The organism is Streptomyces sp. ICC4 (assembly GCF_003287915.1).
GTDB classification, from domain to species: domain Bacteria; phylum Actinomycetota; class Actinomycetes; order Streptomycetales; family Streptomycetaceae; genus Streptomyces; species Streptomyces tritrimontium.
The window spans coordinates 2,490,528-2,514,047 of the sequence record NZ_CP030286.1 but is presented as its reverse complement, the minus strand read 5'-3'; the positions used below and the strand labels follow the sequence as shown (position 1 = coordinate 2,514,047).

The window sequence follows — 23,520 nt, the reverse complement described above, 5'->3', positions numbered from 1 at the left end:
AAACTTGCAGATGAGGTTCCGGAACGAACGACCCCGGGCATGACCTACGCATGACCAAACTCATGCTGCACGGAGACCTGGACCACCCGGCGACCCTGAGCGTCGCGGACCTGCGGGACTGGACACAGCACCGGGCCGAGGTCACCTTCGACTGCGCGACGAACGGCCCCCAACACCACGTGTTCGAGGGCCCCTTGCTGCGCGACGTGGTCACGGACGCGGGACCGGCGTTCGACGCCCGGCGGAGAAAGGACCGAAGCCGCTTCCTGCTCGCGATCAGCGGCGGGGACGGACACCACACCGTCCTGTCCTGGGCCGAACTGGACGCCGACTTCGGCGGCGCCCCGGTCCTGCTGGCCACCCGTCTCGACGGGGAGAACCTCGACGAGGCGGGCGCGCAGCTGGTGGTGCCCTCGGACCGGTGCGGGGCGCGCTACGTCAGCGCCGTCACCCACGTGTGGTTCGGCGCACTGTCACCGCCGAGCCTAGCTAGGGCACGCCTCGCGCCAGTCGGCGTCGCGGCGGCGGCTTCAGCAGCCGCCGCAGTTGTAGAAGGTCACGTCCCAGTGGTTGCCCTCGTCCGCGTAGACGTTGCCGGCCCCTGACTTCCACTGCGGGGCGCCATCGCCGCGCACGCCGATGTAGGTGAAGGTGTTCTTGACGTAGTTGCCCAGGCAGGAGGTCTTGCCGAAGTCCAGCTTGTAGCCGTTCCAGTGCGAGTAGGTGCCGCCCGCGTGCCCGACCTCGGTGCCACCGGTGACGTTCAGGCCGCAGCCGCTGGCGCCCTTGAGAGTCTGTGCGCCCTGCGCGGTCGCGAGGTTGAGCTGCTCGAAGGACGTGCAGCTCGGGTTGTTGCGGTTCGAGCAGCCGCCGGACGAGGACCAGGTGATACCGGAGTTGCGGAACATGGAGGTCGCGGTGGCGTGGCTGACCTTGGTGGCCGCACTGGCTTCGGTGGCGCCGCCCAGGACGCCGACTCCGGGGGCGAAGAGCGCGCCGAGGACGACGGCGAGGGCGGTGAGGACGGAGCGGAGTTTCATCGGAAGGGCCTCCTGCTGATGACCGTGACGGTTGGGACGGCGGTGCAGGCGGAACGGAGGTGCCGATCGAGCAAGGGAGATGCTGCCGCAGGTCTACGCGCGTCCGCCAGAGGGCGTCGGGTACTTTCCGGCGACGTCCGGCCGAACTCCCCCTACTTCTCGATGCGGTTGCGGTGGGCGACGGCCAGGAAAGAGGCAGACCCTTTCCCCGACCGGCCGTCGCTCAGGCGTCGGCCGGGCGGCGCGGTTCGCGGCGCATCGACCACAGGTCGGGCCGCCGCCCGGGAGTTGGACTTCTCCCAGCACCCAGTTGGGGCCTGGATGTGGCCGGCGGCGGAGAAGGAAGGCGGCGTAGGCTCAGCGCGCAGCAAGGCGGTCCACGACCCGCCCAAGTGGCTGCCGTCTCCCTCAGGGGCGGCCTCACGTGGCCCGCGGTGCGGGGTCGACCGTGACCAAGCTGCGCTGGGGGCCGGCTATCGCGCAGCTCCTCCACTGCCCGGACCGCAACAACCGAGGTCGCCACACCGCTTGACCATCCGCCGTCACACAGCGGGCTGCGCACCGTACCAGGTGCCCGGCCTCGCACCCTCACCGTCGCGCGATGACGGCGGGGTCAGACCAGGTCAAGGAGCTGCTTGAACGAACCACCGAAGCCGCGGTACTCGTCGACCAGCCGGACCTCCAGAATCCAGTGGGCGTCTGGGCCGACGAAGGAATCAGATTGTAGACCGGAGGAGCCGATGGCCAAGGCCTGACCGCACATGCGGCCGGTCTACCAAGTACCCAGCGCCCAGCTCGACTTGGCGGCCAGGGCCCGCACCTAGGCGTGGAGCTGCCTGCCGGTGATGCCGTCATCCCTGAGGAACGCCTCACGGGCTGCCACGCCCACCCTGGCCAGGTCTTCGACGAGCTGATGCCTGCCCGGGTCGTCACCGAGGACGACGGTACGAGCGAAATCCGTCTCGTGCCCGGCGAGGAGCGGACCGAGATCCACCACGACGATGTCGTCCTCGCCGATCACGCGGTCCGGCGGTTCCTGGCTGGACGAAAGCACGGTGTGTGGCCCGGAGCGGACCATCGCCATCCGCTGCACTTCCACCAGCCGCAGGGACCGCAGACGCATGTCCATCCGGTCGGGTGCCACCATCACGCCGTACCTCTTCCTGCCGATCTGCCAGCGAAGGCGCACGACCACGTGCGACTGGAACCCTCACCCGCATCGGCCGACGAGGCGGAACCGACCTGCAGCGCGCTGGGACGGCGAAGAGCCATCAGCAGTCCACACCCTCGCTCCCCGAAGGGCAGTGGTCGTCCCACCAGTTCCCGCCCCCGGAACGAGACCCCGACCTGGCGATACCTATGAACCGCCACCTGTGGCGTGCCTCTCGCACTCGCTGATGTACCCCGCAGTGTTACGTGACTGCGCGGCGATGGACGTCGGCCGTCCCCCGCCAGAGGCTCCCGTCCAGCGACCGGAACCGACTCATGGGTGCATTACAAGAGCCCGGCCCGCAAAACCGGGCCGGCCGGGCTTTCATCCGGCAACGCCACTGACACAGCAGCACGCCGTTAGGACAAGGGAAGGCTCAGGCGGGGGTGATGTTCTCCGCCTGGGGGCCCTTCTGGCCCTGAGTAACGTCGAAGTTCACCTTCTGACCTTCCTGAAGTTCACGGAAGCCGGAGCTGGCGATGTTCGAGTAGTGGGCGAAGACGTCCGGGCCGCCGCCCTCCTGCTCGATGAAGCCGAAGCCCTTTTCCGAGTTGAACCACTTCACGGTTCCGCTGGCCATGTGTCCTCCAAGGGACTCGAAATCGGTCCCGCACCGTACGGGAGCCGGAGGTGATCGCCCTGGTCCTCAGAGACTGTGAACAGCAAAGTCGCCCGTGAACGTGCGCTCACGGGCGACCGGTACTTCGGAACCATGACAGCTGGCGCTGACGCTACACGGACGGTCCTGTTCGCACCACGAGATCAGCCCGCGCCGTGAACCCAGCCGCTCTCGACGTGCCGCCTCCGCCGGGCGGCGGCCCACACGCCGCAGCCCTGGGGGCCTGCCCGCCAGGCAGCCGCTGACGGAGGCACCGCCCCGCCCGGGCGGGGCGGGAGAAGGATGGGAGGAGCGCCGACACGGGCGAGTGAGGGGCTGGAGCACCGGGTCCGAGTCCCGCCTCAGTGGGTGAAGGAGGTCCGGTCATGGTCGCGTCCGAGGCGTTCCGGGCCCAGCCCGGCCCAGCGAGAGTGGTTCCCTCCGAGCAAGGCGGTCTCCTGAGCGTTCTGAGCGTGGCCGCGGTGGTCCTGGACACCGCAGGGGCGGATCACGTTGTGCAAAATAGTGGAGACAAACTAAAGTAGCGAGCGTGTTCTTGTGCTTCATTCGGAAGTGCTTCATCGGGAAGGACCGGTGAACGTGAACCACGCACAACCTCCTTGGACTGTAGACCTGTTCGGCAAGGACCGGGTCGACCTCGTACGCGACCGTCTCGGCCAAGCGCTCGTCGACATGCAGGAGAACGCTCGCGCCGCTCAACACGAGGGCGATGTCGAGAGCAACCACCCCTACGGCTGGACCCGTTGGCCCGGTTCGTACCGCCAGGTGGCCCGTCAGTTCGAGGACGTCGAAGGGGCGACAGTCTTCAAGCCGAACGGCTTCCCCTTCAACCTCGTCCACCTCGAGCGTGGGCTGCTCTACCCGTTCCGCTTCGCGACCGAGGACATCAGCGTCCACCAGGCGAAACTGCCCTCCGTTGGCCCGTTCGTCCGCGAGCTGTTCACCTTCGCCCCCGAGCCCCGCCAGGCCGCGCTCTTCGACGACGCGGATCTCGGCCACGGCCCTGTCGAGGTGCGACCCAAACTGGCGGCCCTCCCCGAAGGCACCCGTCTGGTGCTGGTCCCGTACGCCTGTAACCCCCATGGCCTGCTCAAGCCGTACTGGGGCGTGGCCTCCCTCCTCGACGATCAGGGCAGTCTCGACTGGGTCGTCGCACCCGAACCCCTGCCCCTGCCTGCGACGCCGACCCGGCGTAGGCTCAGCGCTGTTCCACAGCAGGTCGCGGCGCCGGAGCACGTCAGCTTCGACGCGGGCGACCAGCCCGTGCCGATCCTGTTCGCGCGGCCGGACGTGGAGGAAAAGCGGGATGTTCCGCCCATGACCGAGCCGGACCCGATCGAACCACTTGCCCACGAGGACGATGAAGACTGACCAGCCCCTGCTGCCCGGCATTGCAGAGCGCGGTGTGAGTCCGCGCGCCGTCTACGACGCCTTCGACCCGGTACGCCTGACTCAGGCCAGGCGCCTCGCGGGAATGACGAAGAAGGACGTGGCAGAGCACCTCGGCGTGACGCCCGCGGCAGTGGGTCAGTACGAGACGGGCGTGGCCAAGCCCCGCCCGGATCTCCTCCCGCGGCTCGCCGCCGCGCTCGACGTGCCGCTGCCCTTCTTCATCGCCGGCCGGCCCAGCAACCGGCTCGATGCCTCCATGGCGTACTTCCGGGCCTTGCGGAGCACGCCCAAGGCGCAGCGTGAACGCGCCCTCGCGTTCGCCGAGCAGGTGTGGGAGCTGACGTACGCACTGGAGAAGAGGGTCCAGCTCCCGCCCGTCGACCTCCCGGGCTTCGCAGGCGGGGAGGTCCACCCCGGGATCGATCTGCCTCGCGATCCGGCAGCGGCCGCGCGCGAGTTGCGGAAGCGCTGGAACCTCGGAGACGGACCGGTGACCCATTTGGTCAGCCGCATGGAAGCCCACGGCATCGTGGTGGTCCTGCCGGCCGCGGACGAGGCGGCTCGCACCGTCGACGCCTTCTCCTCCCGCTCGGCCCGTCCGGTGGCGATCCTCACGCACAACCGCACCGACGACGTGTACCGCCACCGCTTCACCGCAGCACACGAGCTGGGTCACCTCGTCCTGCACAGTGACGCCACGGGCGACAGCAGGCAAGAACGCGAGGCCGATGCCTTCGCCGCGGAATTCCTGACCCCGGCGGCCGGCATCGCACCGCTACTCCCTCGGCGCCTCGACCTGACTCAGCTCACCGAGATCCGCCGGGTCTGGGGGGTCAGCGTCGACTCGCTCATCTACCGCTGCCGCGAGCTGGGCATGATCTCCGACGCCACCGCGAGCCGCGGGTATCAGCGGCTGCGCGCGCTCGACGGCCAGCCCGGCTTCACCGCGGAGCCGGTCGATGGCTTCCCCGGTGAACAGCCCGCTCTGCTGACACAGGCATACGAACTCGCTGAACGCGAGAAGGGCCTCACCATCCCTCGCCTGGCCGATGAGTTGGGGTGGCACCCCGCCCATGTCCGCCGGCTCCTGGGCTCACCCGACAGCAGGCCGGTTCTGCGCATCGTTTGACACCCACCAGTCGGAGACACCTCTGAATCCACCGCGCGGCCAGGCGGCAGCAGGCCTCGCGCCGCCCTGTCGATCGCCGGTCCGCCCGGATAGGGCAGGCCGAAAACCCGCGCGACCGTGTCGAAGCACTCCCCGGCCGCATCGTCCACGGTGTCCCCGAGGTGCAGGATCGGATCGCGTGCTTACGCTTCGCAAGACAGGGCCCGCCCACAACAGCCAACTGCATCGGCGAACCTGCACCTGACCCGCCGCGAGGCCCCCGTGAGATCCGCTCGCCGGCATGCGAAGAACCGAAGGCGTGGGACGACCAATTCTCCCCTACGCCGCCCGAAATTCAATCGCACACGGGCTCCTCGGCACCCCGGGCATGTTCACCGACTACACAATTCCAGTCCGGAAGATGTGCGGCCTGAAGCCGGTGCCATCCAGGTATTCCGCTCCCGAACTGATCGGACCGCTTGTCTAAGTCAGCACGAACCAGCACGGGGGCTCGCCATCAACGCTTGCCACGCTAACGCATGGCGCCCCCTGATCCACCAGTCACCTCAGATCACCCCGGAAATTGGAGGTCAATTCTTACTACGCCGAAGCACCTCGGCCACAGCGGCACGCCCGGCTCGTGCACGCAGGTCATAGAGAGTGTTCGGAGAGGGAAGGTCAGAGCGCGGGTCACATACAGGCCGGCTTGGTCGCCCAACGCGAAAATGGGTGCCTCTCGCAGCAGGGTCACAACCTGATGCGAGAGGCCCTTCGCGACCGGTTCAAGGATCGCCACGCACTCCACGTGGTGGGTCACAAGAATCAGATCCAGCGAGAACAGGTGGAAGATAACCGCAGGTCAGGGCCTTGCAGAGGTGGCCTCGCGACATAAGCGACGTGCATTGTGGGCGCTATGTGCGTAGACGTGACGCCGGTCTGCTGCTCGGGACCGGCCTGGAGAGCGGTCGGGTGGGGCCTTCCCCTGACACCGCCAGGGCGAAGCAGGTGGCCGCAACGGAGAGCACAGCGAGGAGTGCGACGCGGTGCCACCGGCAAGGCCGGCCCGGACGAGGGCAACCCCTGCAAGGGCAACAAGCACGGCCACATCCTGGAGCTCGACGAGCACCGCTCTGACGCCGCCGCCAAGACCTTCCGCGGGCGCCTGATGCTGGTCTGTGGCAGCCCCGCCGGCCCCTCGGCGTACTTCGCGGGCTACGACAAGTCCCAGGTCAGCGCCATCTCCGGCCCGGACACCATTGCCTTCGACGAGCACGGCAACCTGTGGCTCGCCACCGACGGCGGTGCCCTCGGCTCCAACGACGGCCTCTTCGCCGTCCCGGTCAAGGGCCCGGAGCGGGGTCACGTCAAGCAGTTCCTCACCGTCCCCAAGGCCGCCGAGACCGGCGGCCCGATCGTCACGGGCGACCGCATCCTCATCACCGCCCAGCACCCCGGCGAGGCCGACGGCTCCACCACCGAGAACCTCGCCTCCCACTGGCCCGACGGCCCGGGCGGCATCCCGCGCCCGTCAGTCGCCACCGTGTGGAAGAACCGGCACCGAATCCTCGCCAGGCCGCGTTCACGCGGCCCGGGCGGTCGGCCGCAGCCGGTTCAACTCCCGTTCACACCACGCTCGCAACACTTCCCTACCCTCCCCCTGTCCAGCATTCGCAATGGAAGGGAAACCCGGTGTCCTTCGCCGTTTCTGTCCGTACGGCCGCCCTTCCCGCTGTCGCGTTGGCTGCCCTGGCCATACCGGCCGCGCCCGCGCACGCGGCCTCCGTCTCCGTCACCGCGAGCGTAGAGACCGCGCCGGTCTCGCACAGTGGGGACGCCGCCGACGACCCGGCGAGCTGGGTCCACCCGACCGACCCCGCCAAGTCCGTGGTCGTCGCCACGGACAAGAAGGGCGCACTGGAGGTCTACGACCTGTCCGGCACCAGGATCCAGCGGATCGCCGGCGACTACGGCAACAACGTCGACCTGCGCGGCAACATCGTCGTCTCCGCGGACGACGAGGCCGCCGGCGGCAACGGCGCCATGCACATCTACCGCATCGACCCGGCGACCCGGCGACCCGGCAGCTCAAGCGCCTGAAGGACGTACCCACCGAGGTCACCGCCCACGGCATCTGCCTCTATACCTCCCCGGCCTCCGGGAAGCTGTACGCCTTCCCCAACTCCACCTCAGGCCGCGTCGAGCAGTGGGAGCTGGCCGTGAACGGCGACTCCGTGACCGCGACCTCTGTACGCCTGTGGGACGCGGGATCCGCCGTCGAGGGCTGCTACGCCGACGAGACCACCGGCAAGCTCTACCTCGGCGAGGAGGACGTCGGCGTCTGGGTGTACGGCGCCGAACCCACCGCCGGCACCTTGCGCACCAAGCTCGACTCGACCGGGGCCGGCGGCCACATCACCGCCGACGCGGAGGGCATCGCCGCCGCCGGCAACCGCATCTACGTCTCCTCCCAGGGCAGCGACGACTTCACCGTCTACGACCGCACCACCCGCGCCTACGTCGGCCGCTTCTCCGTCGCCAACGGCACCGCGGCCGACGACTGCGAGGACACCGACGGCATCGACGCAACCGCCGCCAACCTCGGCCCGGCCTTCCCCCAGGGCGTCTTCATCTGCCAGGACGGCTCCAACGGCACCCCGGGCAGCAGCGGTAACCAGAACTTCAAGTTCGTCCCGCTCCAGCGCATCACCGCGCACTTCGCCTGAGCACCGATGATCCGCCGGCCCGGGCAGCGTACGCGCGGCTCGGGCCCCTGCCATGTTCTCAATGGCCGTTGGCCCCAATCGCACGCGCCAGGCCATCCGACCCAGGCATGCCCATCACCCAGACTTCTGCCCTCTCACGGAACGCACGGATCGAAGTCGGCTCCGAGAGGGTAGCCGGCCCCTTCGCGGTAGCTATTCGGCCGGAATCCTGCCCCTCTTCGGCCGGTTCGCGTCACGCCTCACCCTCGCACGCCTTCGCTGACTCGCCCCACTCAGAGGGCAGTTGCAGTCGGGGCTGCGGAATCGGCTACGATCACGGCATGATTACGGCGCGGTCACCCATCGGTGTTCTGCGGACCCAGGTGTCCACTGGTCCGCTGCGCGCCCTTTGGCTGACCCTGCTGATGCTCGGCCTGGTGTACTCACACGGCGTCAGCGCCGAGAATTCTCCGCACCACTCCACCGGCCCGTCCATGGCAGTATCGAATTCCAGCCATGCACCTGCCGATACCGTCGAGATTTCGCAGGCTGCGGTCCAGTCCCCTGCAGTGGTGAATGAAGTCGCCGCAGAATCGTCGGAACATCCGGCCGAGCAGTGCATGCCTGGACAGTCACAACAGGGTGCTGCCGCGCAGATTGCCTGTTCGGATGTTCTCGGTGATGGCATGTGCTGCGGTCAGGTCTCGCACCAGTCCCCTGCGACCGGCAACCGGGCGAACTCTCCGTCCTCGGCGGCCTCAAGAGGGCCGGCGGTCCTGCGGATCTAGGTCTTGGGTCTCTCCTCAAGCTGGTCGACACCCCGTTGAACTCTGTGGCTGAAATCAGCCGCCATCTTCGGTGCGTCCGGTGGAATCGGACCCCCCGCACCCATACGGTTCATAAATCTGAACGGGACTGTCGACGGCACCTCCCCGACCTGATCGATCTCTGTCTGCTTCCTTCTTCGGAGTTAACGAGAAGGGGCACCGCACGGAGGAACTGTGCCGTTCCACCCTCTCAAGATTCTCTGCGCTGCAAATGGTCGAATGCGGAGCGCGCTGGCCGTCTGCATTCTCACCGCGGTGACGATCACTTCCATTATCTGCGTGGTCCATCCTCAGGCAGCCGGACACTCTCACAGCGAGACGCTCGCGCCACCCCACCACCGGACCGCCGAATTCACAGGCGAAGCACCCCAGGTGCCCCACTCTGCTGAACTCTGCGTTCCGGCCGGGCGCTCCCTGACTGAGGGGCAGCAACCAGCGCCCGCTCAATCCCCGGCCGCCGCTATCCCCATCGCGGCCAGCGTCGCCATTGACCTACCGCCGGCCCAGCACCGGCCGGTTCTCAGACGTTTGGCAGCCAATGCGGGGCGCTTCACGCTCATATTGATCAGAAACTCAAAGGGTTCTCGTTCAGGACGTAGCGGACGTGCGGGCCGCCGAAGTAGCCGCGGACGATGTGTGGTTGACGCTGGCGTCTGTGGAAGAATCTGCGGGTTTCGGCGGCGAGTCCACCAGCGCGGACACCGCCAGCAACCGCGCGGCCTCCTGCGCATCCGGCGACCAGGCCCGCGCATCCCCCACCAGATCACTCACACACCGTCAACGAGCCTGAACTCAAAGCGTTTCGGATCAATATCACTCGATCCGTGAATTCGTAAATCCCAGATTTTCCGGATCATTGGATCTGTTCGCAGTGGCTGTGCTTGGCGGTGGAGCCATGCGGATGCATGAACCCGACTGGTTGCCCACAGCTGCTGTTGGATCCATGCGCCATGTTCGACGTGGCGAGGCTTGTCTCCCATCGCTCGATGGCGGTTCGGCGAGTTGCATGGACCCTTGGGTGCAGCATATCTCCGGCACTCGGATGAATGATGGTGGATATTGTGGCTGCCCGGAATATTGGAGATGGAGTGCCGGGAGGAAGTAATCGACTCCTCACGCCTGCAGAGGTTGCCGGATGGCTAAAAGTGAGCGAGGTAACAGTCAAGAACAAATATCGAACCTGGGGAATTGAAGCGCAAAAGGTCGGGCGCCTGCTCCGGTTTCGAGAGCGCGATATCGTGGCTTATCTCGATTCGCGGTATGGCTAAATAGCTGTGTGGGCCACAGGTGGACAGGGGGCAAGGTTTTGGCGGCGGTGTTCCAAAAATGCAAGGTGGATGAGAAGAACCATAATTTCCCATGCGAAAAGGTGCGGTTTGGGCATTCCTGGACCGTTCGATACCGGGAGCCGGGAGGTCGAACGGGGCGGCAGCGGGAGAAGACCCTTCCTTCTAAGCGGGAGGCGGCAGATTACGGTGTGAAGGTCGAGAATGACAAGCGTGAACATGTTTATCTGGATCCCGATGCCGGGAAGATCCTCGTCAGTGTGTATGCGGTCGATTGGTTGGCGCGCCGAGCAATTAAAGATACCACCAAGCAGAATTATGCCCGATTCTTCAGACTCCACCTGATTCCTCATCTTGGCTCGAAGTCGTTGATTAGCGTCACGGCCCGCGATGTTGAAATTATGTGTACTGCCATGGTTGAGCGGGGTCTCTCGCGTAGAACTGTCTATCATTCGATGATGGTTCCGCTGCGGTCGCTATTCAACTCCGCAGTTAACGAAAAGCGAATACCTGAATCGCCAGTGGCTCGTGCCGCGCTACCGAAGGTTAAGACCAAGCGGGTTGACGAGAAATCTCTTCCGGATGGCAAGGCGGTCATGTCCGTTGCGGGGGAGATCCGCCCAGACTGGGCAATCTCCATCTGGCTGATGGCGGGTTGCGGTCTGCGAATTGGTGAAGTCTTGGCCCTGCGGCATGCGGATTTCGAGGGGGGGACAGTTAGGCTCCGTCGTCAGTTCGTGAGACTTCAGCGGGCCGGTGTATATGTAGCCGAGCTGTCGCCGCTGAAGGCTCGTGAAGAGGGCGAGTGGCGCGATGTGCCTGTTCCTCCCTCTGTCTTGGATGCTGTAAGGCGGCATGTAGACAAGCACGGCCTCGGTCGCGACGGCTATCTCATGCACACCCATCAGGGTGGCGAGGTGCTGGATTCGAACTACCGGATCGACTTCCGGAATGCGGTCAAGAAGGCTGGCTTCGGCGATGAATCCTGGACGGCCCACACACTGCGGCATTTCTTTGCCAGCAGCGCCATCGCCGGCCGCGTGTCGCTGCTGGAGGTTTCCCGATGGTTGGGGCACGCCACGATCCAGATCACCGCTGACATCTATGGTCACCTGACCCCGGACGCCGGTGGCAGACTGAGGTCTGTGATGGATCAGGTGCTGACTGGCGTTAGCGTGGTTGGTGCTGACCACGGCGCCCGTGCTGGTTCGGTGCTGGTTTCGGAGGCGGAGGAACGGTAAACGTGCAGGTCGGAGCGATATCTTGAGGATTCTGCACACCTCCGACTGGCACCTGGGGCGGTCCTTCCACCGCGTGAACCTGCTCGGCGCCCAGGCCGCCTTCATCGACCACCTCGTGGAGACCGTCCGCGAGCACGAGGTCGACGCCGTCCTCGTCGCCGGTGACATCTACGACCGGGCCGTGCCCCCGCTGCCCGCCGTCGCCCTGTACGACCAGGCCCTGCACCGGCTCGCCGACCTCGGCGTGCCCACCGTGATGATCTCCGGGAACCACGACTCCGCGCGCCGCCTCGGGGTCGGGGCCGGGCTGATCGGCCGCGCCGGGATCCACCTCAGGACCGACCCCGCCGGGTGCGCCGACCCCGTGGTGCTGGCCGACGTACACGGTGACGTGGCGCTGTACGGGCTGCCGTACCTGGAGCCCGCACTGGTCAAGGACGACTTCGGCGCCGGCAAGGTGAGCCACGAGGCGGTCCTGGGCGCGGCCATGGACCGGATCCGGGCCGACCTGGCCGGCCGTGCTCCCGGAACCCGCTCGATCGTCCTCGCCCACGCCTTCGTGACCGGCGGGCAGGCCAGCGACAGCGAGCGCGACATCGCCGTCGGCGGGGTCGAGGCCGTGCCGGCCTCCGTCTTCGACGGGGTCGACTACGCCGCCCTCGGCCACCTCCACGGCTGCCAGACGATCAACGAACGGGTCCGCTACTCCGGTTCCCCGCTCGCCTACTCCTTCTCCGAGACCGACCACCGCAAGACCATGTGGCTCGTAGAACTGGGACCGGAAGGGGAGATCGCCGGCGCCGAACGCGTCGACACCCCCGTGCCCCGCGGCCTCGCCCGGGTCCGGGGGCCGCTGGAGGAGCTGCTCTCCGAGAGCGCGTACGCCCGGTACGAGGACTGCTGGCTGGAGGCCACCCTCACCGACCCCGTCCGGCCCGAGGACCCCATGGCCCGGCTCGCCGCCCGCTTCCCGCACACCCTCAGCCTCGCCTTCGACCCCGAGGGCCGCGCGCAGGACGGGGCGGGCAGCTACGCGCAGCGCCTCAAGGGCCGCAGCGACCAGGAGATCGCGGAGGACTTCGTCACCCACGTGCGCGGCGGCGGCGGTTTCGCGGACGAAGCCGAACGGGCCGTGCTCCAGGGCGCCTTCGAGGACGTCCGGGTGGACGACGGCCGGCAGGAGACCCACCGATGAGGCTGCACCGGCTGCGGATCACCGCCTTCGGCCCCTTCGCCGAACCGCAGGAGATCGACTTCGACGGCCTCTCCGGCGCCGGGATCTTCCTGCTGCACGGCCCCACCGGCGCGGGCAAGACCTCCGTCCTGGACGCCGTCTGCTACGCCCTCTACGGCTCGGTCCCCGGCTCCCGCCAGGCCCCCGGCACCAGCCTGCGCAGCGACCACGCGGCCGCTGACACCCCGACCGAGGTCACCCTCGAACTCACCGCGGGCGGGCGGCGCCTGGAGATCACCCGGCGCCCCGAGCAGGACCGGCCCAAGAAGCGCGGCGCCGGCACCACGAAGGACAAGGCGCAGAGCTGGCTGCGCGAGTACGACGGGGAACACTGGCGCGCGCTGAGCCGTTCCCACCAGGAGATCGCCGAGGAGATCGAGCAGCTGCTCGGCATGAGCCGCGAGCAGTTCTGCCAGGTCGTGCTGTTGCCCCAGGGGGAGTTCGCGCGCTTCCTGCGGGCCGACGAGGTGGCGCGGGGCCGGCTGCTGGGCCGGCTCTTCGACACCCGCCGCTTCGCCGCCGTCGAGACCCTGCTCGGCGACCGGCGCCGCAGCGCCGAGGCCAAGGTCCGCGCCGGTGACGAGCGGGTGCTGCACACCGCCCAGCGCCTCGCGCAGGCCGCCGGGACCGCGGCCGACCTGCGGGCCTGGCCGCTGCCCCGGCACCAGCCGGGCGACCCCGGGCTCGCCGGTGCGATCCGCGCCTGGGCCGCCGTCGCGCGCTGCTCCGCCCGGGAGCGGCTCACCGTCGCCGAGTACGCCCTCGCCGCCGTCGAGGGGCGGTACGCCGCGGCCCGGCGGGCCGCCGAGGACGCGCGGGAGCTCGACCGGCTGCAGCGCCGGCACGCCGAGACCGCCCGCCGCTCGGCCCTGCTCGCCGAGGCCGCCCCGGAGCGCGAGCGGGTGCGCGCCCTGCTCGACCGGGCCCGGCGCGGAGCCCTCGTCGCCCCCGCCCTGGAACTGCGCGGAGCCGCGGCCGGCGCCCACATGGCCGCCGCGCATGCCGAGTCCGTGGCCCGCGCGGAGCTGCCGCCGCAGCTCGCCGAGGCCGGCGCCGAGCAGCTGGCCGCCGTCGAGCAGCGGCTGCGCGAAGACCTCGGAGCCCTCGGGGCCGCCCGCCGCGCCGAGCAGCGCAGCGCCGAGATCGGCCGCGAACGGGCCGACCTGGAAAGGGAGTCGCGGGCCGCCGAGGAGCAGCAGCAGGAGACCGCCGAGTGGCTCGGCCGCTGGGAGGCCACCCGGGCCGCGCTGGCCGGGCGCGCGGACGCCGCCCAGCAGGCCGCGACGCTGGCCGAGCAGCTCGCCGGCAAGCTCGAACCCGCCCGGATGCACCTGAACGCCGCCCGGCGGCGCGACGCCCTGGACGCCGACGCCGAGCGGGCCTCGGGCGAACTGCTCACCGCCCGCGAGGAGTCGACCTCGGCCCGGGAGCGCTGGCTGGAGCTCAAGGAGACCCGGCTGCGCGGGATCGCCGCCGAGCTGGCCGCGGCCCTGGTCGAGGGCGAGCCGTGCACGGTGTGCGGGGCCGCGGAGCACCCCGCTCCCGCCCGCCCCGCACCCGGCCACGTCGACCGGGCCGCCGAGGACGCGGCGCACGCCCGCTTCGAGGGGGCCGAGGAGCGCAGGGCCGGCGTCGAGCGCAGACTGGCCGCCGTCCGGGAGGCCCGCGCCGAGGCCGCTGCCGCCGCGGGCGAGGCCACCACCGCCGAACTGCTGGACCTCACCTCCGAGCTGAGCTCCCGCCACGCCGAGGCCCACGCCGCGGCCGCCGGACTGCACACCGCCCGCGAGCGGCTCGCCCGCGCCGAGCGGGAGCACGCCGTGCGCAGCTCCGACCGGCTGGAGGCGGAGGTCCGGGCCGGCGCGCGGGCCTCCCGCCGGGAGGGCCTCGACCGGGAACAGGCCGCGCTGGAGGCGGAGCTGGCCCTGGTACGGGCGGACGCGCCCAGTGTCGCGGCCCGGGCCGGGGTGCTCGAGGACCGGGTCCGCATGGTCACCGCCGCCGCAGCCTCGCTGCGGAGGGCCGAAACCACCGCGGCCCGGCTGAAGGAGGCCGACGACCAGCTGGCCGACGCCGCCTTCAAGGCCGGCTTCGACACCACGGAGGAAGCGGCCGACGCCGTCCTCCCGGAGTACGAGCGCACCGCGCTCCAGCGCCGGGCTGACGCCTGGCAGGCGGAGGAGGCCATGCTGGCCGACCGCCTCGGCGAGGGCGACACCGCCGCCGCGGCGGCCCGGCCCCCGGCCGCGCCGGAGGAGGCCGAGGCGTACGCCGCCCGGGCCGCCGCGAAGCTGCGTACCGCGGGATCCGCCGTGGACGCGGCCCGGGTGCGGTGCAAGGACCTCGACGGGCTCTCCCGGCAGGCCGAGCAGGAACTGCGCGCCCTGGGCCCGCTGCGCGAGGCCTACGACCGGGTGGCCCGTCTCGCCGGGCTCACCGCGGGCACCTCCGCCGACAACGAGCGCAAGATGCGGCTGGAGGCGTACGTGCTGGCGGCCCGGCTGGAGCAGGTCGCCGCCGCCGCGACGGTGCGGCTCCTGCGGATGTCGGGCGGCCGCTACACCCTGGTCCACTCCGACGCCAAGGCGAGCGGACGCGGCCGTTCCGGGCTCGGCCTGCACGTGGTCGACGCCTGGACGGGCAGCGAGCGGGACACCTCCACCCTGTCCGGCGGCGAGACCTTCTTCGCCTCGCTCGCGCTCGCGCTGGGCCTGGCCGACGTGGTCACCGACGAGGCGGGCGGCATGCGGCTCGACACCCTCTTCATCGACGAGGGCTTCGGCAGCCTGGACGACCAGGCGCTGGACGAGGTGCTCGACGTCCTGGACTCGCTGCGCGAACGCGACCGCAGCGTCGGCATCGTGAGCCACGTCGCCGATCTGCGGACCCGGGTGCAGGCCCAGCTGGAGATCGTCAAACAGCGCGGCGGCTCGGTCGTGCGCCACCGCGCGGCCGCCGGGACGGGCTGAGGCCTTCGCGCCGACGGGCGGTGGACGGTCCGGACGCCCTCCCCGGAGGGGGCCGGCCGGACCGTCCGCGCGGCGGGCACCGGGGGCTCAGAGCTTGGACAGCTCGTCCACCAGGTCGTCGAGGCCCAGCGAACCCTGGGACAGCGCCGCCATGTGCCACGCCTTCAGGTCGAAGGAGTCGCCGTGCGCGGCACGGGCGTTGTCGCGGCCCAGCAGCCAGGCGCGCTCGCCCAGCTTGTAGCCGATGGCCTGGCCCGGCATGGAGAGGTAGCGGGTCAGCTCGCTCTCGACGAAGTCCGCCGGCCGGCCGCTGTGCAGGCCGAAGAACTCCTGCGCCAGGTCCACCGTCCAGCGCTCGCCCGGGTGGAACGGGGAGTCCGCCGGGATCTCCAGGCCCAGGTGCATGCCGATGTCCACGATGACCCGCGCGGCGCGCATCATCTGGCAGTCCAGGTAGCCCAGGCGCTGTTCGGCGTCCTTGAGGTAGCCCAGCTCGTCCATCAGCCGCTCCGCGTACAGCGCCCAGCCCTCGGCGTTGGCGCTGACCAGGCCGACGCTGGCCTGGTAGCGGGAGAGCTGGTCCGCGACGTGCGTCCACTGCGCCAGCTGGAGGTGGTGGCCCGGAACGCCCTCGTGGTACCAGGTGGAGACCAGGTCGTAGACGGGGAAGCGGGTCTGGCCCATCGTCGGCAGCCAGGTGCGCCCCGGACGGGAGAAGTCCTCCGACGGGTTCGTGTAGTACGGGGCCGCCGCGCCGCCCGGAGGGGCGATCCGCGACTCCACGCGCTTGACCCGCTCGGCGAGCTCGAAGTGGGTGCCGTCGAGGTTCTCGATGGCCTCGTCCATGAGGCCCTGCAGCCAGGCCTGGACCTCGTCCACGCCCTCGATGTGGGTGCCGTGCTCGTCCAGGTGGCGCAGCGCCTCCCAGGGGCCGGCGCCCGGCAGGATCTTGGCCGCCTCCTGCTTCATCTCGGCGAGCAGCCGGTGGTACTCCGACCAGCCGTAGGCGTACGCCTCGTCGAGGTCCAGGTCGGTGCCGTTGAAGTAGCGCGACCAGCGGGCGTAGCGCTCGCGGCCCACGGGGTCGGGCTGCCCCTGGACGGCGGGGGCGTACACGTCGCGCATCCAGTCGCGCAGTTCCACGACGGCGGCGGTCGCGGCGGCCGCGGCTTCGTCGAGCTCGGCGCGCAGGGCCTGGGGGCCGCCCGCGGCGAAGCCGGCGAAGAAGCCGCCGGCCGGCTCGCCGTCGGCGCGGTCGGCGCGGTCGGCGCCGTCCTCGCCGGCCCAGCCGGTGAGCTGCTCGATGAAGGTGGCGGTGGGGCGCGGGCTGCCGAACAGCCCGCGGTCCAGGCCGAGCGCGAGGCACTCGCGGTAGCCCGCGTAGGCGGCCGGCACGGCGCGCAGCCGCTCGGCGATGGCGGCCCAGTCCTCGTCCGTGTCGGCCGGGGTCAGGGTGAAGACCTCGCGGACCGCGTGCGCGGGGGAGTGGATGTTGCTGACCGCGCGCAGGTCCTCGTCGGCTTCGTGGACCGCGAGTTCGGCGGTCAGCCGCTCGCGCAGCAGGCGGGCGCAGCGGCGTTCGACATCGCTGTCGGCGCCCGGCTGCCGCTCGGCGGCGTCCAGGAGGGCGAGCGTGGCGCGGGAGAGCCCGGCGGCCGCGGCGCGGCCCGCGGGGGAGAGGTCCGGGAGCTTGCCGGAGCTTTCGGCGACACCGAGGTAGGTGCCCGTGATCGGGTCGATGGCGATGAGCTCGTCGACGTAAGCGTCGGCGACCTGGCGGGGCAGCCGTGCGGAACCGTTGCCGGTGAGGATGTCTGACATGTGGACATCTTCGTATGCGGGAAGGGTCCGCGTCATCACCAACCGGCCTCAGCCTGCTGACGTAGGGGGGAGCAGGGGTCCGCAGTCCCACTCCTGGAAGATCAACCTGGTTTCCACGCGGGCGACTTCCCGGCGCGAGGTGAATTCGTCGAGGACCAGCCGCTGGAGCTCGCCGGGATCGGAAACGGCCACGTGTACGAGGTAGTCGTCGGGCCCGGTCAGGTGGAAGACGGCCCGCGAGGCCGGGAGCGAGCGCACGCGCTCGACGAAGGGGCCGATCAGCTCGCGGCGGTGCGGGCGCACCTGGACGAGGAGCAGTGCCTCCAGGCCGCGCCCGAGCTTGGCCGGATCCAGGCTGAGCCGGTTGCCGAGGATGATGCCGGAGCGGCGCATCCGGGCGACCCGGTCCAGACAGGTCGACGCGGCGATGCCGATCTCGGCGGCGAGATCGCGGTACGTGGTCCGGGCGTCGTTCTGCAGAAGCCGCAGAATCTGCAGATCGACCGGGTCCAGTGCGACAGATTCGGACATTGGCCGAACGTAGCACGGGGTTTTCCCGCCAAGGCCGATCAGCTGAGCACAGTACGGCCCATGGAGACGAACGCCCCGACCGTACGACGGTCACTGGCCACCGAAGCGGTTCATGCCGGACGCGAGGACCTCGCCGGGCTCGGACTGCACGCGCCTCCGCTCGATCTGTCGACGACGTACCCGTCGTACGACAGTCGGGCGGAGGCCGCCCGCATCGACGAATTCGCCACCACCGGAGCCCGGCCCGAGGGCCCGCCGGTGTACGCCCGGCTGGACAACCCGACCACCGCCCGGTTCGAGACGGCCCTCGCCCGGCTCGAAGGCACGGAGAGCGCCGTCGCCTTCGCGAGCGGGATGGCCGCCCTGTCCGCCTGCCTGCTGGTGCGCGGGATGCAGGGCCTGCGTCACGTGGTCGCCGTACGGCCCCTCTACGGGTGCAGCGACCACCTGCTGACCAGCGGGCTGCTGGGCACCGAGGTGACCTGGGTGGACCCCGCGGGCATAGCGGACGCCATCCGCCCGGACACCGGTCTGGTCATGATCGAGTCGCCCGCCAACCCGACCCTCGCGGAGATCGACCTGCGCGCCGCCGCGCACTCCTGCGGGGAGGTGCCGCTGCTCGTCGACAACACCTTCGCGACGCCCGTCCTGCAGCGGCCGGCCGAGAGCGGCGCCCGGCTGGTCCTGCACAGCGCCACCAAGTACCTCGGCGGCCACGGGGACGTCCTCGGCGGGGTCGTCGCCTGCGACGAGGAGTTCGCGCGGCAGCTGCGCCAGGTGCGGTTCGCGACCGGCGGGGTCCTGCACCCGCTGGCCGCGTACCTGCTGCTGCGCGGGCTCTCGACCCTTCCCGTACGGGTGCGGGCGGCCTCCGCGAGCGCCGCCGAGCTCGCCCGGCGGCTCGAGGCCGATCCGCGCGTCCTGCGGGTGCACTACCCGCGGATCGGCGGCGCCATGGTCGCCTTCGAGACGGCCGGCGACCCGCACGAGGTGATCGCCTCGGTCCGGCTGGTCACCCCGGCGGTCAGCCTGGGCAGCGTCGACACCCTCATCCAGCACCCGGCCTCCATCAGCCACCGCATCGTGGCCGAGGGGGACCGCCACGCCTCGGGCGTGAGCGACCGGCTGCTGCGCATGTCGGTCGGGCTGGAGGACGTGGACGACCTGTGGGCCGATCTGGACCAGGCGCTGGACCGGGCGACGGCCCCGGCGGCGGAGCTCACTGGTGTGAGCGCTGTCGGCGCTGTCGGTGCCGTCAGTGCTGGGTACGGGGCTGCGCGCGCGGAAGCTCGTACGGCAGCCGGGAGCTGACCGGGGTCGCGTCCAGCCGGGCCGTGATCACCAGGGTGCCCTCCTCGATCTGGTAGTCGAGGGGGAGGCCGAGGCCGCGCATGGCGGCGACCATGCCGGTGTTCGAGGCCTGGGTGACGGCGTACACGCTGTCGCACCCGGCCTCGACGGCCATCCCGATCAGCCGGCCGAGCAGCTCGGTGCCGATGCCGCGGCGCTGCCAGTCGTCCTCGATGAGCAGGGCCACCTCGGTCTCGTCGCCGTCCCAGAGCAGGTGGCCCAGGGCGACGAGCTTGCCGGACGCGGTGGTCGCGGCGAGGGTGCGGCCGAAGCGGGGGCTCAGCAGGTGGCCGAGGTAGCGGTCGGCGTCGGCGACGGGGCCGTGGTAGCGCAGGGACAGGGTGCGCTCGGAGCAGCGGTCGTGCATCGCGCGGGCGGCGGCCTGGTCGGAGCCGTCGGCGCGGCGGACGGTGATCTCGTTGCCCTCGGGCAGGGTCAGCACGTCCTGGCTGCGCGGGACGCGCGGGCCGAGCCGGGCGTCGAGCTCGACGAGCGCGCGGGCGCGGGCGAACTCGGTCGGGGTGAAGGGGAGGTAGGGCCGTTCGATGGTGATCGCACCGCCGGAGGGGTCGCGCAGCCGCATGACCGTGGTCTCCAGGACCCCCTCGACGGGCGCGTCGGCGCCCGCGTTGGGCCGGCCGGAGAGGGTGGTCGCCGGGATCGAGTGGATGGTGCAGCGGCCGAGCAGCTGGCGCAGGGCGAGCGGCAGTTCGGCGGCGTCCAGCGCGGTGCGCGTGGCCAGGCCCAGGACCCGGGTCGGGGTGTCGACGAGGTCGTGGGCGTCGGCCCGCTCGATCCAGGTGCTGTGGCCGCCGGCCCCGGCGATGGCCCGGGTGAGGTCGGCGGAGGGCAGCTGCTGCGGTGCGCGCAGCAGGAACTCGTCGACGGTGCCGCCCTCGGGGAGCGGGTGCGTCTGGAGGGTCAGGATGTCGACGCCGCTGCGGGCGAGGGCCGTGCAGAGGGCGGCGAGGCTGCCGGGCTGGTCCTGCACGGTGGTCCGCATCCGCCACAGGGAGGTGGTGGGCGCGGCGTCCGTGGGCGCGGCGCCGGAGGGCCGGGCGACGCCCGTCGGGCCGGTCCCCGCCTCGTCCGGACCGGCGGGTGCGGAGTCCGTGGGCGGGGGCGCATGGCTGTGGCGCCGTGCCCACCAGGTGTGGAAGGCCGCCGTGACCAGGAGCGCGACCGCCGAGGCGACGAGCAGGACAGGGCCGCGCGGACCGTGCACGACGAGATTGGCGATGGCGTCGGCCACCGCGACGGCGCAGAAGAGGGCGGCGAGCTCGACGAGGTCCCGGCGCCAGTGGTGGCGGTGGGAACGCTGGGCGGGGGCAGTGAGGGGCTCAGTCATGCAGACCACTGTGACGCAGGGGTGTTGCGTGATCACGAACGATCTGTGACCGACTGGTTAAGGATCCATCTGGCCGATTTCGCCCTGTTTTCCGGCTCATTTCAGATGTAAGGGCGAAGGACGGGGTCAGGGGCGGTTGGAGGCCGTCGCCGGGGCCGCCGCCGGGCCCGTCGCGGGCCCGGCGAGGACCGGGCCCGCTGCCGGATCGTCCGCTACTGCCCCACCCGTCCGGGCCGGAGCGTCCGTGTGAACAGCACACCGCCGCCCTGGCGCCGCAGCCGCACGGTGAGCTCGCCGCCGTCCCCGTCGATCTCCACCTCGCCGTAGTACGGCGGGTTCTCGGACGGCGACATGTTGGCGAAGGGCGCGGACTGGACGTACGCCGTCTCCGGGCCGAAAGTGGCGTCGAGCCGGCCCGCGGGGAAGCCGCCCGCGCCGATGGGGCCGGATACGAACTCCCAGAAGGGCGCGAAATCGGTGAAGGCGGCCCGCTCGGGCGCGTAGTGGTTCGCGGCCGTGTAGTGGACGTCCGCGGTGAGCCAGAGGGTGCCGGTGATGCGCTGGTGCTTGATGTGGCGCAGCAGTTCGGCGATCTGCAGCTCGCGGCCGAGCGGGGCGCCGGGGTCGCCCTGGGCGACGGCCTCGAAGTTCGCCGCCCCGTCCGCCACCACGATGCCCAGCGGCATGTCGGCGGCGATGACCTTCCACGTGGCGCGGGAGCGCGACAGCTCCCGCTTGAGCCAGGCCAGCTGCTCGGTGCCGAGGATGCCGACGGGGTCGTCCGTCTGGCGGCCGGGGGAGTTGGCGTTGCGGTGGGTGCGCATGTCGAGGACGAACACGTCGAGCAGCGGGCCGTAGCGCATCACCCGGTACATCCGGCCCTCCTCGCGGCCGCCGCGCAGGTCGGTGACGGGGAAGTACTCGCCGAAGGCCCGGCGGGCCCGGCCCGCGAGGGTGTCGACGTCCTTCACGGTGTAGCGGGGGTCGTCGAGGATCTGCCCCGGGTACCAGTTGTTGCGGACCTCGTGGTCGTCCCACTGGGCGAGGACCGGGACCTGGGCGTTGAAATCGCGCAGGTTGCGGTCGAGGAGGTTGTAGCGGAAGTTGCCCCGGTACTCGGCGAGGGTCTCGGCGACCTTCGCCTTCTCCTCGGTGGTCACGTTGGTCCAGAGGGTGCCGTCGCGCAGCGGGACGGAGGCCTGGAGGGGCCCGTCGGCGTAGATGGTGTCCCCGCTGAAGAGGAAGAAGTCGGGGTCGCGCAGCCGCATTTCGTCGAAGACGCGGTAGCCGCCGAGGTCCGGGTTGATCCCCCATCCCTGGCCCGCGAGGTCCCCGGACCACAGGAAGCGCACGTCGCGGCGGCGGGAGACGGGGGTGGTGCGGAAGGTGCCGCGCACGGGGTCACCGGTGCGGCGCGGGTCGTCGGGGTCGGCGAGGACGACGCGGTAGTGGACCTGCTGGCCCGGCGGGAGCTCGCGCAGGGCGGCGGTTCCGGTGAAGTCGGTGCCGGGGCCGAGCAGCGGGCCGCGGTGGCGGCGCACGGCGTAGCGGAACGACTCGCTCGGGGAGGTCTCGACGTACATCCGCGCGGGCCGGTCGGAGCGCGTCCAGACGGTGGCCGAGTGGGCGGTGATCTCGCCGGACTGCACGCCCCAGAGGGCGTTCGGGCGCCCCGAGCGGACGAAGGCGGGGGCGGTCGCCGCGTGGGCCGGGGCGGTGAGGGCGCCGGACAGGGCGCTGGACAGGGCGAGGCCCACGGGAACGGCGAGGGATCCGCCGAGCAGGGAGCGTCGGGTGTACGGCAGGGGTGCCATCGGTGCGTCTCCAGAGGCCGGCGGGGACGGGCCGGACCAGTGTGTCGCCGTACACCGGCGGCACACCGGACCGTCCGCGTCGCGCACGCGAACCGTGCGTGAACACTGGCGCGCGGGCGCTGGCCGTCCGTCAGCCGGTCACCCCGGGCGGCGGACCGTGTCCAGGATGACGCGGGCGACGAGTGCCGGGTCGTCGTGCATCGGGACGTGCCCGCAGCCGGGGAGTCGCACCAGGCGTGCACCGGGGATGGTGTGCTTGGCGCGTATGCCCTGGCGGCGCAGGAGCAGCCGGTCGCGGCTGCCCCAGGCGATGGTGACGGGCAGGCCGGGCAGATCGTGGTCGAACCGTACGGAACCGCCCGCGGCCAGGGTCTCCTCGAAACCGGTGGCGTCGCGCAGGGCCAGCGTCTCGGCGACCACGGCGTCGGGGGCGCGGCGGCCGGGGCGCGCGTAGATGGTGCTGGTGAGCGCGGCCCGGCCGGCCGCGCTGCGGGAGAGGCGCTCCACGGCGGGGCGGGGCAGCGCGGTGGCCCCGGCGCGCATGGCGCGGAGCGCGGCGAAGGCGTAGCGGCGCTCGCCCTCCGTCCAGAACCCGGCCGGGGAGAGCGCGGTGACCGAGCGGGCCAGCCCGGCGCGGCCCATCTCGAGCGCGAGCAGCCCGCCGAGGGAGTTGCCGGCGACGTGCGGGCGCTGGACGCCGAGCGCGGCACAGAGGGCGCCGAGCGCCGGGGCGACGGTGCCGAGGTCGTACGGAACCCCGTGCGGCAGGGGCTCCGAGGCCCCGAAGCCGGGCAGGTCGACGGCGATCACGTCGTACTCGGCGGCCAGGACGTCGGTCACCGGGTGCCAGGCCTGGAGGTGGTGACCGATGCCGTGGAGCAGCAGGAGCGGTTCGCCCGCGCCCTTGCGTTCGTAGGCGGCGGTGGTGGTCCGGGGGCCCAGCGGCGAATCGATCGTGAAGGAGACCGTGGCGGTCATGCTGCTCCTCGTCGGGGTCGGGCGGCGCGTGTGAGACGGGTTGTCAGTAG

Annotated in this window: 21 protein-coding genes and 2 pseudogenes; 12 read left to right on the top strand and 11 right to left on the bottom strand. The window is 70.9% G+C overall.

Annotation, left to right across the window (positions count from 1 at the left end; translation table 11 throughout):
• Positions 1-50 precede the first annotated feature (50 nt).
• Positions 51-605 carry a molybdopterin-dependent oxidoreductase gene (locus DRB89_RS11765; protein ID WP_112448212.1) on the top strand — a complete coding sequence of 185 codons (555 nt, stop codon included), beginning with the start codon at positions 51-53 and terminating at the stop codon, positions 603-605.
• Here DRB89_RS11765 and DRB89_RS11760 read toward each other — a convergent pair.
• From DRB89_RS11760 to DRB89_RS11750, 4 genes are all read right to left on the bottom strand, one after another.
• Positions 531-1,040 carry a hypothetical protein gene (locus DRB89_RS11760; RefSeq protein ID WP_112448211.1) on the bottom strand — a complete coding sequence of 170 codons (510 nt, stop codon included), beginning with the start codon at positions 1,038-1,040 and terminating at the stop codon, positions 531-533. The two genes, DRB89_RS11765 and DRB89_RS11760, sit on opposite strands and share 75 nt — an antisense overlap.
• Positions 1,041-1,653: 613 nt before the next feature.
• Positions 1,654-1,788 carry a hypothetical protein gene (locus DRB89_RS45945; RefSeq protein ID WP_275431891.1) on the bottom strand — a complete coding sequence of 45 codons (135 nt, stop codon included), beginning with the start codon at positions 1,786-1,788 and terminating at the stop codon, positions 1,654-1,656.
• Between the two features lie 72 nt (positions 1,789-1,860).
• Positions 1,861-2,187 carry a M24 family metallopeptidase gene (locus tag DRB89_RS11755; protein ID WP_162688542.1) on the bottom strand — a complete coding sequence of 109 codons (327 nt, stop codon included), beginning with the start codon at positions 2,185-2,187 and terminating at the stop codon, positions 1,861-1,863.
• A 439-nt stretch (positions 2,188-2,626) separates the two neighbouring features.
• Positions 2,627-2,830: a cold-shock protein gene (locus DRB89_RS11750; protein WP_112448209.1), complete on the bottom strand. Its 204-nt coding sequence runs from the start codon at positions 2,828-2,830 to the stop codon at positions 2,627-2,629.
• A gap of 618 nt (positions 2,831-3,448) precedes the next feature.
• Here DRB89_RS11750 and DRB89_RS11745 point away from each other — a divergent pair.
• Together DRB89_RS11745 and DRB89_RS11740 are read left to right on the top strand one after the other, a co-directional pair.
• Positions 3,449-4,240 (top strand): hypothetical protein, encoded by a 792-nt coding sequence (locus tag DRB89_RS11745; RefSeq protein ID WP_162688541.1) that lies wholly within the window; start codon positions 3,449-3,451, stop codon positions 4,238-4,240.
• Entirely contained in the window at positions 4,230-5,390 is a 1,161-nt protein-coding gene (locus tag DRB89_RS11740) for an XRE family transcriptional regulator (protein WP_112448207.1), read from the top strand. Before DRB89_RS11745 ends, DRB89_RS11740 begins: the two co-directional genes overlap by 11 nt.
• 56 nt (positions 5,391-5,446) lie before the next feature.
• On the opposite strand, the pseudogene DRB89_RS11735 reads toward DRB89_RS11740, so the two are convergent.
• A pseudogene (locus tag DRB89_RS11735) lies at positions 5,447-5,569 on the bottom strand (tRNA (adenosine(37)-N6)-threonylcarbamoyltransferase complex transferase subunit TsaD); the annotation flags it as partial.
• A gap of 833 nt (positions 5,570-6,402) precedes the next feature.
• On the opposite strand from DRB89_RS11735, the gene DRB89_RS11725 reads away from it, so the two are divergent.
• The 4 genes from DRB89_RS11725 to DRB89_RS42810 all read left to right on the top strand — a co-directional run bounded on the left by DRB89_RS11725 (position 6,403) and on the right by DRB89_RS42810 (position 8,859).
• Complete coding sequence (locus DRB89_RS11725) at positions 6,403-7,173, top strand: alkaline phosphatase PhoX (protein WP_239516094.1); 771 nt, start codon at positions 6,403-6,405, stop codon at positions 7,171-7,173.
• Entirely contained in the window at positions 7,107-7,466 is a 360-nt protein-coding gene (locus tag DRB89_RS45940; RefSeq protein ID WP_275431890.1) for a phytase, read from the top strand. Before DRB89_RS11725 ends, DRB89_RS45940 begins: the two co-directional genes overlap by 67 nt.
• The gene (locus tag DRB89_RS45935; RefSeq protein ID WP_275432073.1) at positions 7,463-8,092 is read left to right on the top strand and encodes a phytase; all 630 of its coding nucleotides are present in this window, start codon (positions 7,463-7,465) and stop codon (positions 8,090-8,092) included. The genes DRB89_RS45940 and DRB89_RS45935 overlap by 4 nt, the downstream gene beginning before the upstream one ends.
• 320 nt (positions 8,093-8,412) lie before the next feature.
• Positions 8,413-8,859, top strand: a complete 447-nt coding sequence (locus DRB89_RS42810; RefSeq protein WP_162688540.1) for a hypothetical protein — start codon at positions 8,413-8,415, stop codon at positions 8,857-8,859.
• Between the two features lie 604 nt (positions 8,860-9,463).
• Here the strand turns inward: DRB89_RS42810 and DRB89_RS46315 are convergent.
• Positions 9,464-9,583 (bottom strand): annotated as a pseudogene (locus DRB89_RS46315) (IS630 family transposase); the annotation flags it as partial.
• Positions 9,584-9,944: 361 nt separating this feature from the next.
• On the opposite strand from DRB89_RS46315, the gene DRB89_RS11710 reads away from it, so the two are divergent.
• From DRB89_RS11710 to DRB89_RS11695, 4 genes are all read left to right on the top strand, one after another.
• Entirely contained in the window at positions 9,945-10,166 is a 222-nt protein-coding gene (locus DRB89_RS11710; RefSeq protein WP_343234822.1) for a helix-turn-helix domain-containing protein, read from the top strand.
• A 65-nt stretch (positions 10,167-10,231) separates the two neighbouring features.
• On the top strand, positions 10,232-11,425 hold the full coding sequence (locus tag DRB89_RS11705; protein ID WP_162688539.1) for a site-specific integrase: 1,194 nt from the start codon (positions 10,232-10,234) through the stop codon (positions 11,423-11,425).
• Positions 11,426-11,447: 22 nt separating this feature from the next.
• Positions 11,448-12,620, top strand: a complete 1,173-nt coding sequence (locus tag DRB89_RS11700) for an exonuclease SbcCD subunit D (RefSeq protein ID WP_112452746.1) — start codon at positions 11,448-11,450, stop codon at positions 12,618-12,620.
• On the top strand, positions 12,617-15,628 hold the full coding sequence (locus DRB89_RS11695; RefSeq protein WP_112463264.1) for an SMC family ATPase: 3,012 nt from the start codon (positions 12,617-12,619) through the stop codon (positions 15,626-15,628). The genes DRB89_RS11700 and DRB89_RS11695 overlap by 4 nt, the downstream gene beginning before the upstream one ends.
• An 87-nt stretch (positions 15,629-15,715) precedes the next feature.
• Here the strand turns inward: DRB89_RS11695 and DRB89_RS11690 are convergent, their stop codons facing one another.
• Both DRB89_RS11690 and DRB89_RS11685 read right to left on the bottom strand, forming a co-directional pair.
• Positions 15,716-17,449: a DUF885 domain-containing protein gene (locus DRB89_RS11690; protein WP_112450281.1), complete on the bottom strand. Its 1,734-nt coding sequence runs from the start codon at positions 17,447-17,449 to the stop codon at positions 15,716-15,718.
• Between the two features lie 48 nt (positions 17,450-17,497).
• Positions 17,498-17,980 (bottom strand): Lrp/AsnC family transcriptional regulator, encoded by a 483-nt coding sequence (locus DRB89_RS11685; RefSeq protein ID WP_112450280.1) that lies wholly within the window; start codon positions 17,978-17,980, stop codon positions 17,498-17,500.
• Positions 17,981-18,040: 60 nt separating this feature from the next.
• On the opposite strand from DRB89_RS11685, the gene DRB89_RS11680 reads away from it, so the two are divergent.
• Positions 18,041-19,291 (top strand): PLP-dependent transferase, encoded by a 1,251-nt coding sequence (locus tag DRB89_RS11680; protein ID WP_112450279.1) that lies wholly within the window; start codon positions 18,041-18,043, stop codon positions 19,289-19,291.
• On the opposite strand, the gene DRB89_RS11675 is transcribed toward DRB89_RS11680, so the two are convergent.
• The 3 genes from DRB89_RS11675 to DRB89_RS11665 form a co-directional block, all read right to left on the bottom strand.
• The gene (locus DRB89_RS11675; RefSeq protein WP_112450278.1) at positions 19,236-20,678 is read right to left on the bottom strand and encodes a GNAT family N-acetyltransferase; all 1,443 of its coding nucleotides are present in this window, start codon (positions 20,676-20,678) and stop codon (positions 19,236-19,238) included. The two genes, DRB89_RS11680 and DRB89_RS11675, sit on opposite strands and share 56 nt — an antisense overlap.
• Positions 20,679-20,890: 212 nt before the next feature.
• A complete protein-coding gene (locus tag DRB89_RS11670; RefSeq protein ID WP_204357802.1) occupies positions 20,891-22,492 on the bottom strand; it encodes an alkaline phosphatase D family protein in 1,602 nt (533 codons plus the stop codon).
• A 138-nt stretch (positions 22,493-22,630) separates the two neighbouring features.
• On the bottom strand, positions 22,631-23,470 hold the full coding sequence (locus DRB89_RS11665) for an alpha/beta fold hydrolase (RefSeq protein ID WP_112450277.1): 840 nt from the start codon (positions 23,468-23,470) through the stop codon (positions 22,631-22,633).
• Between the last annotated feature and the right edge of the window lie 50 nt (positions 23,471-23,520).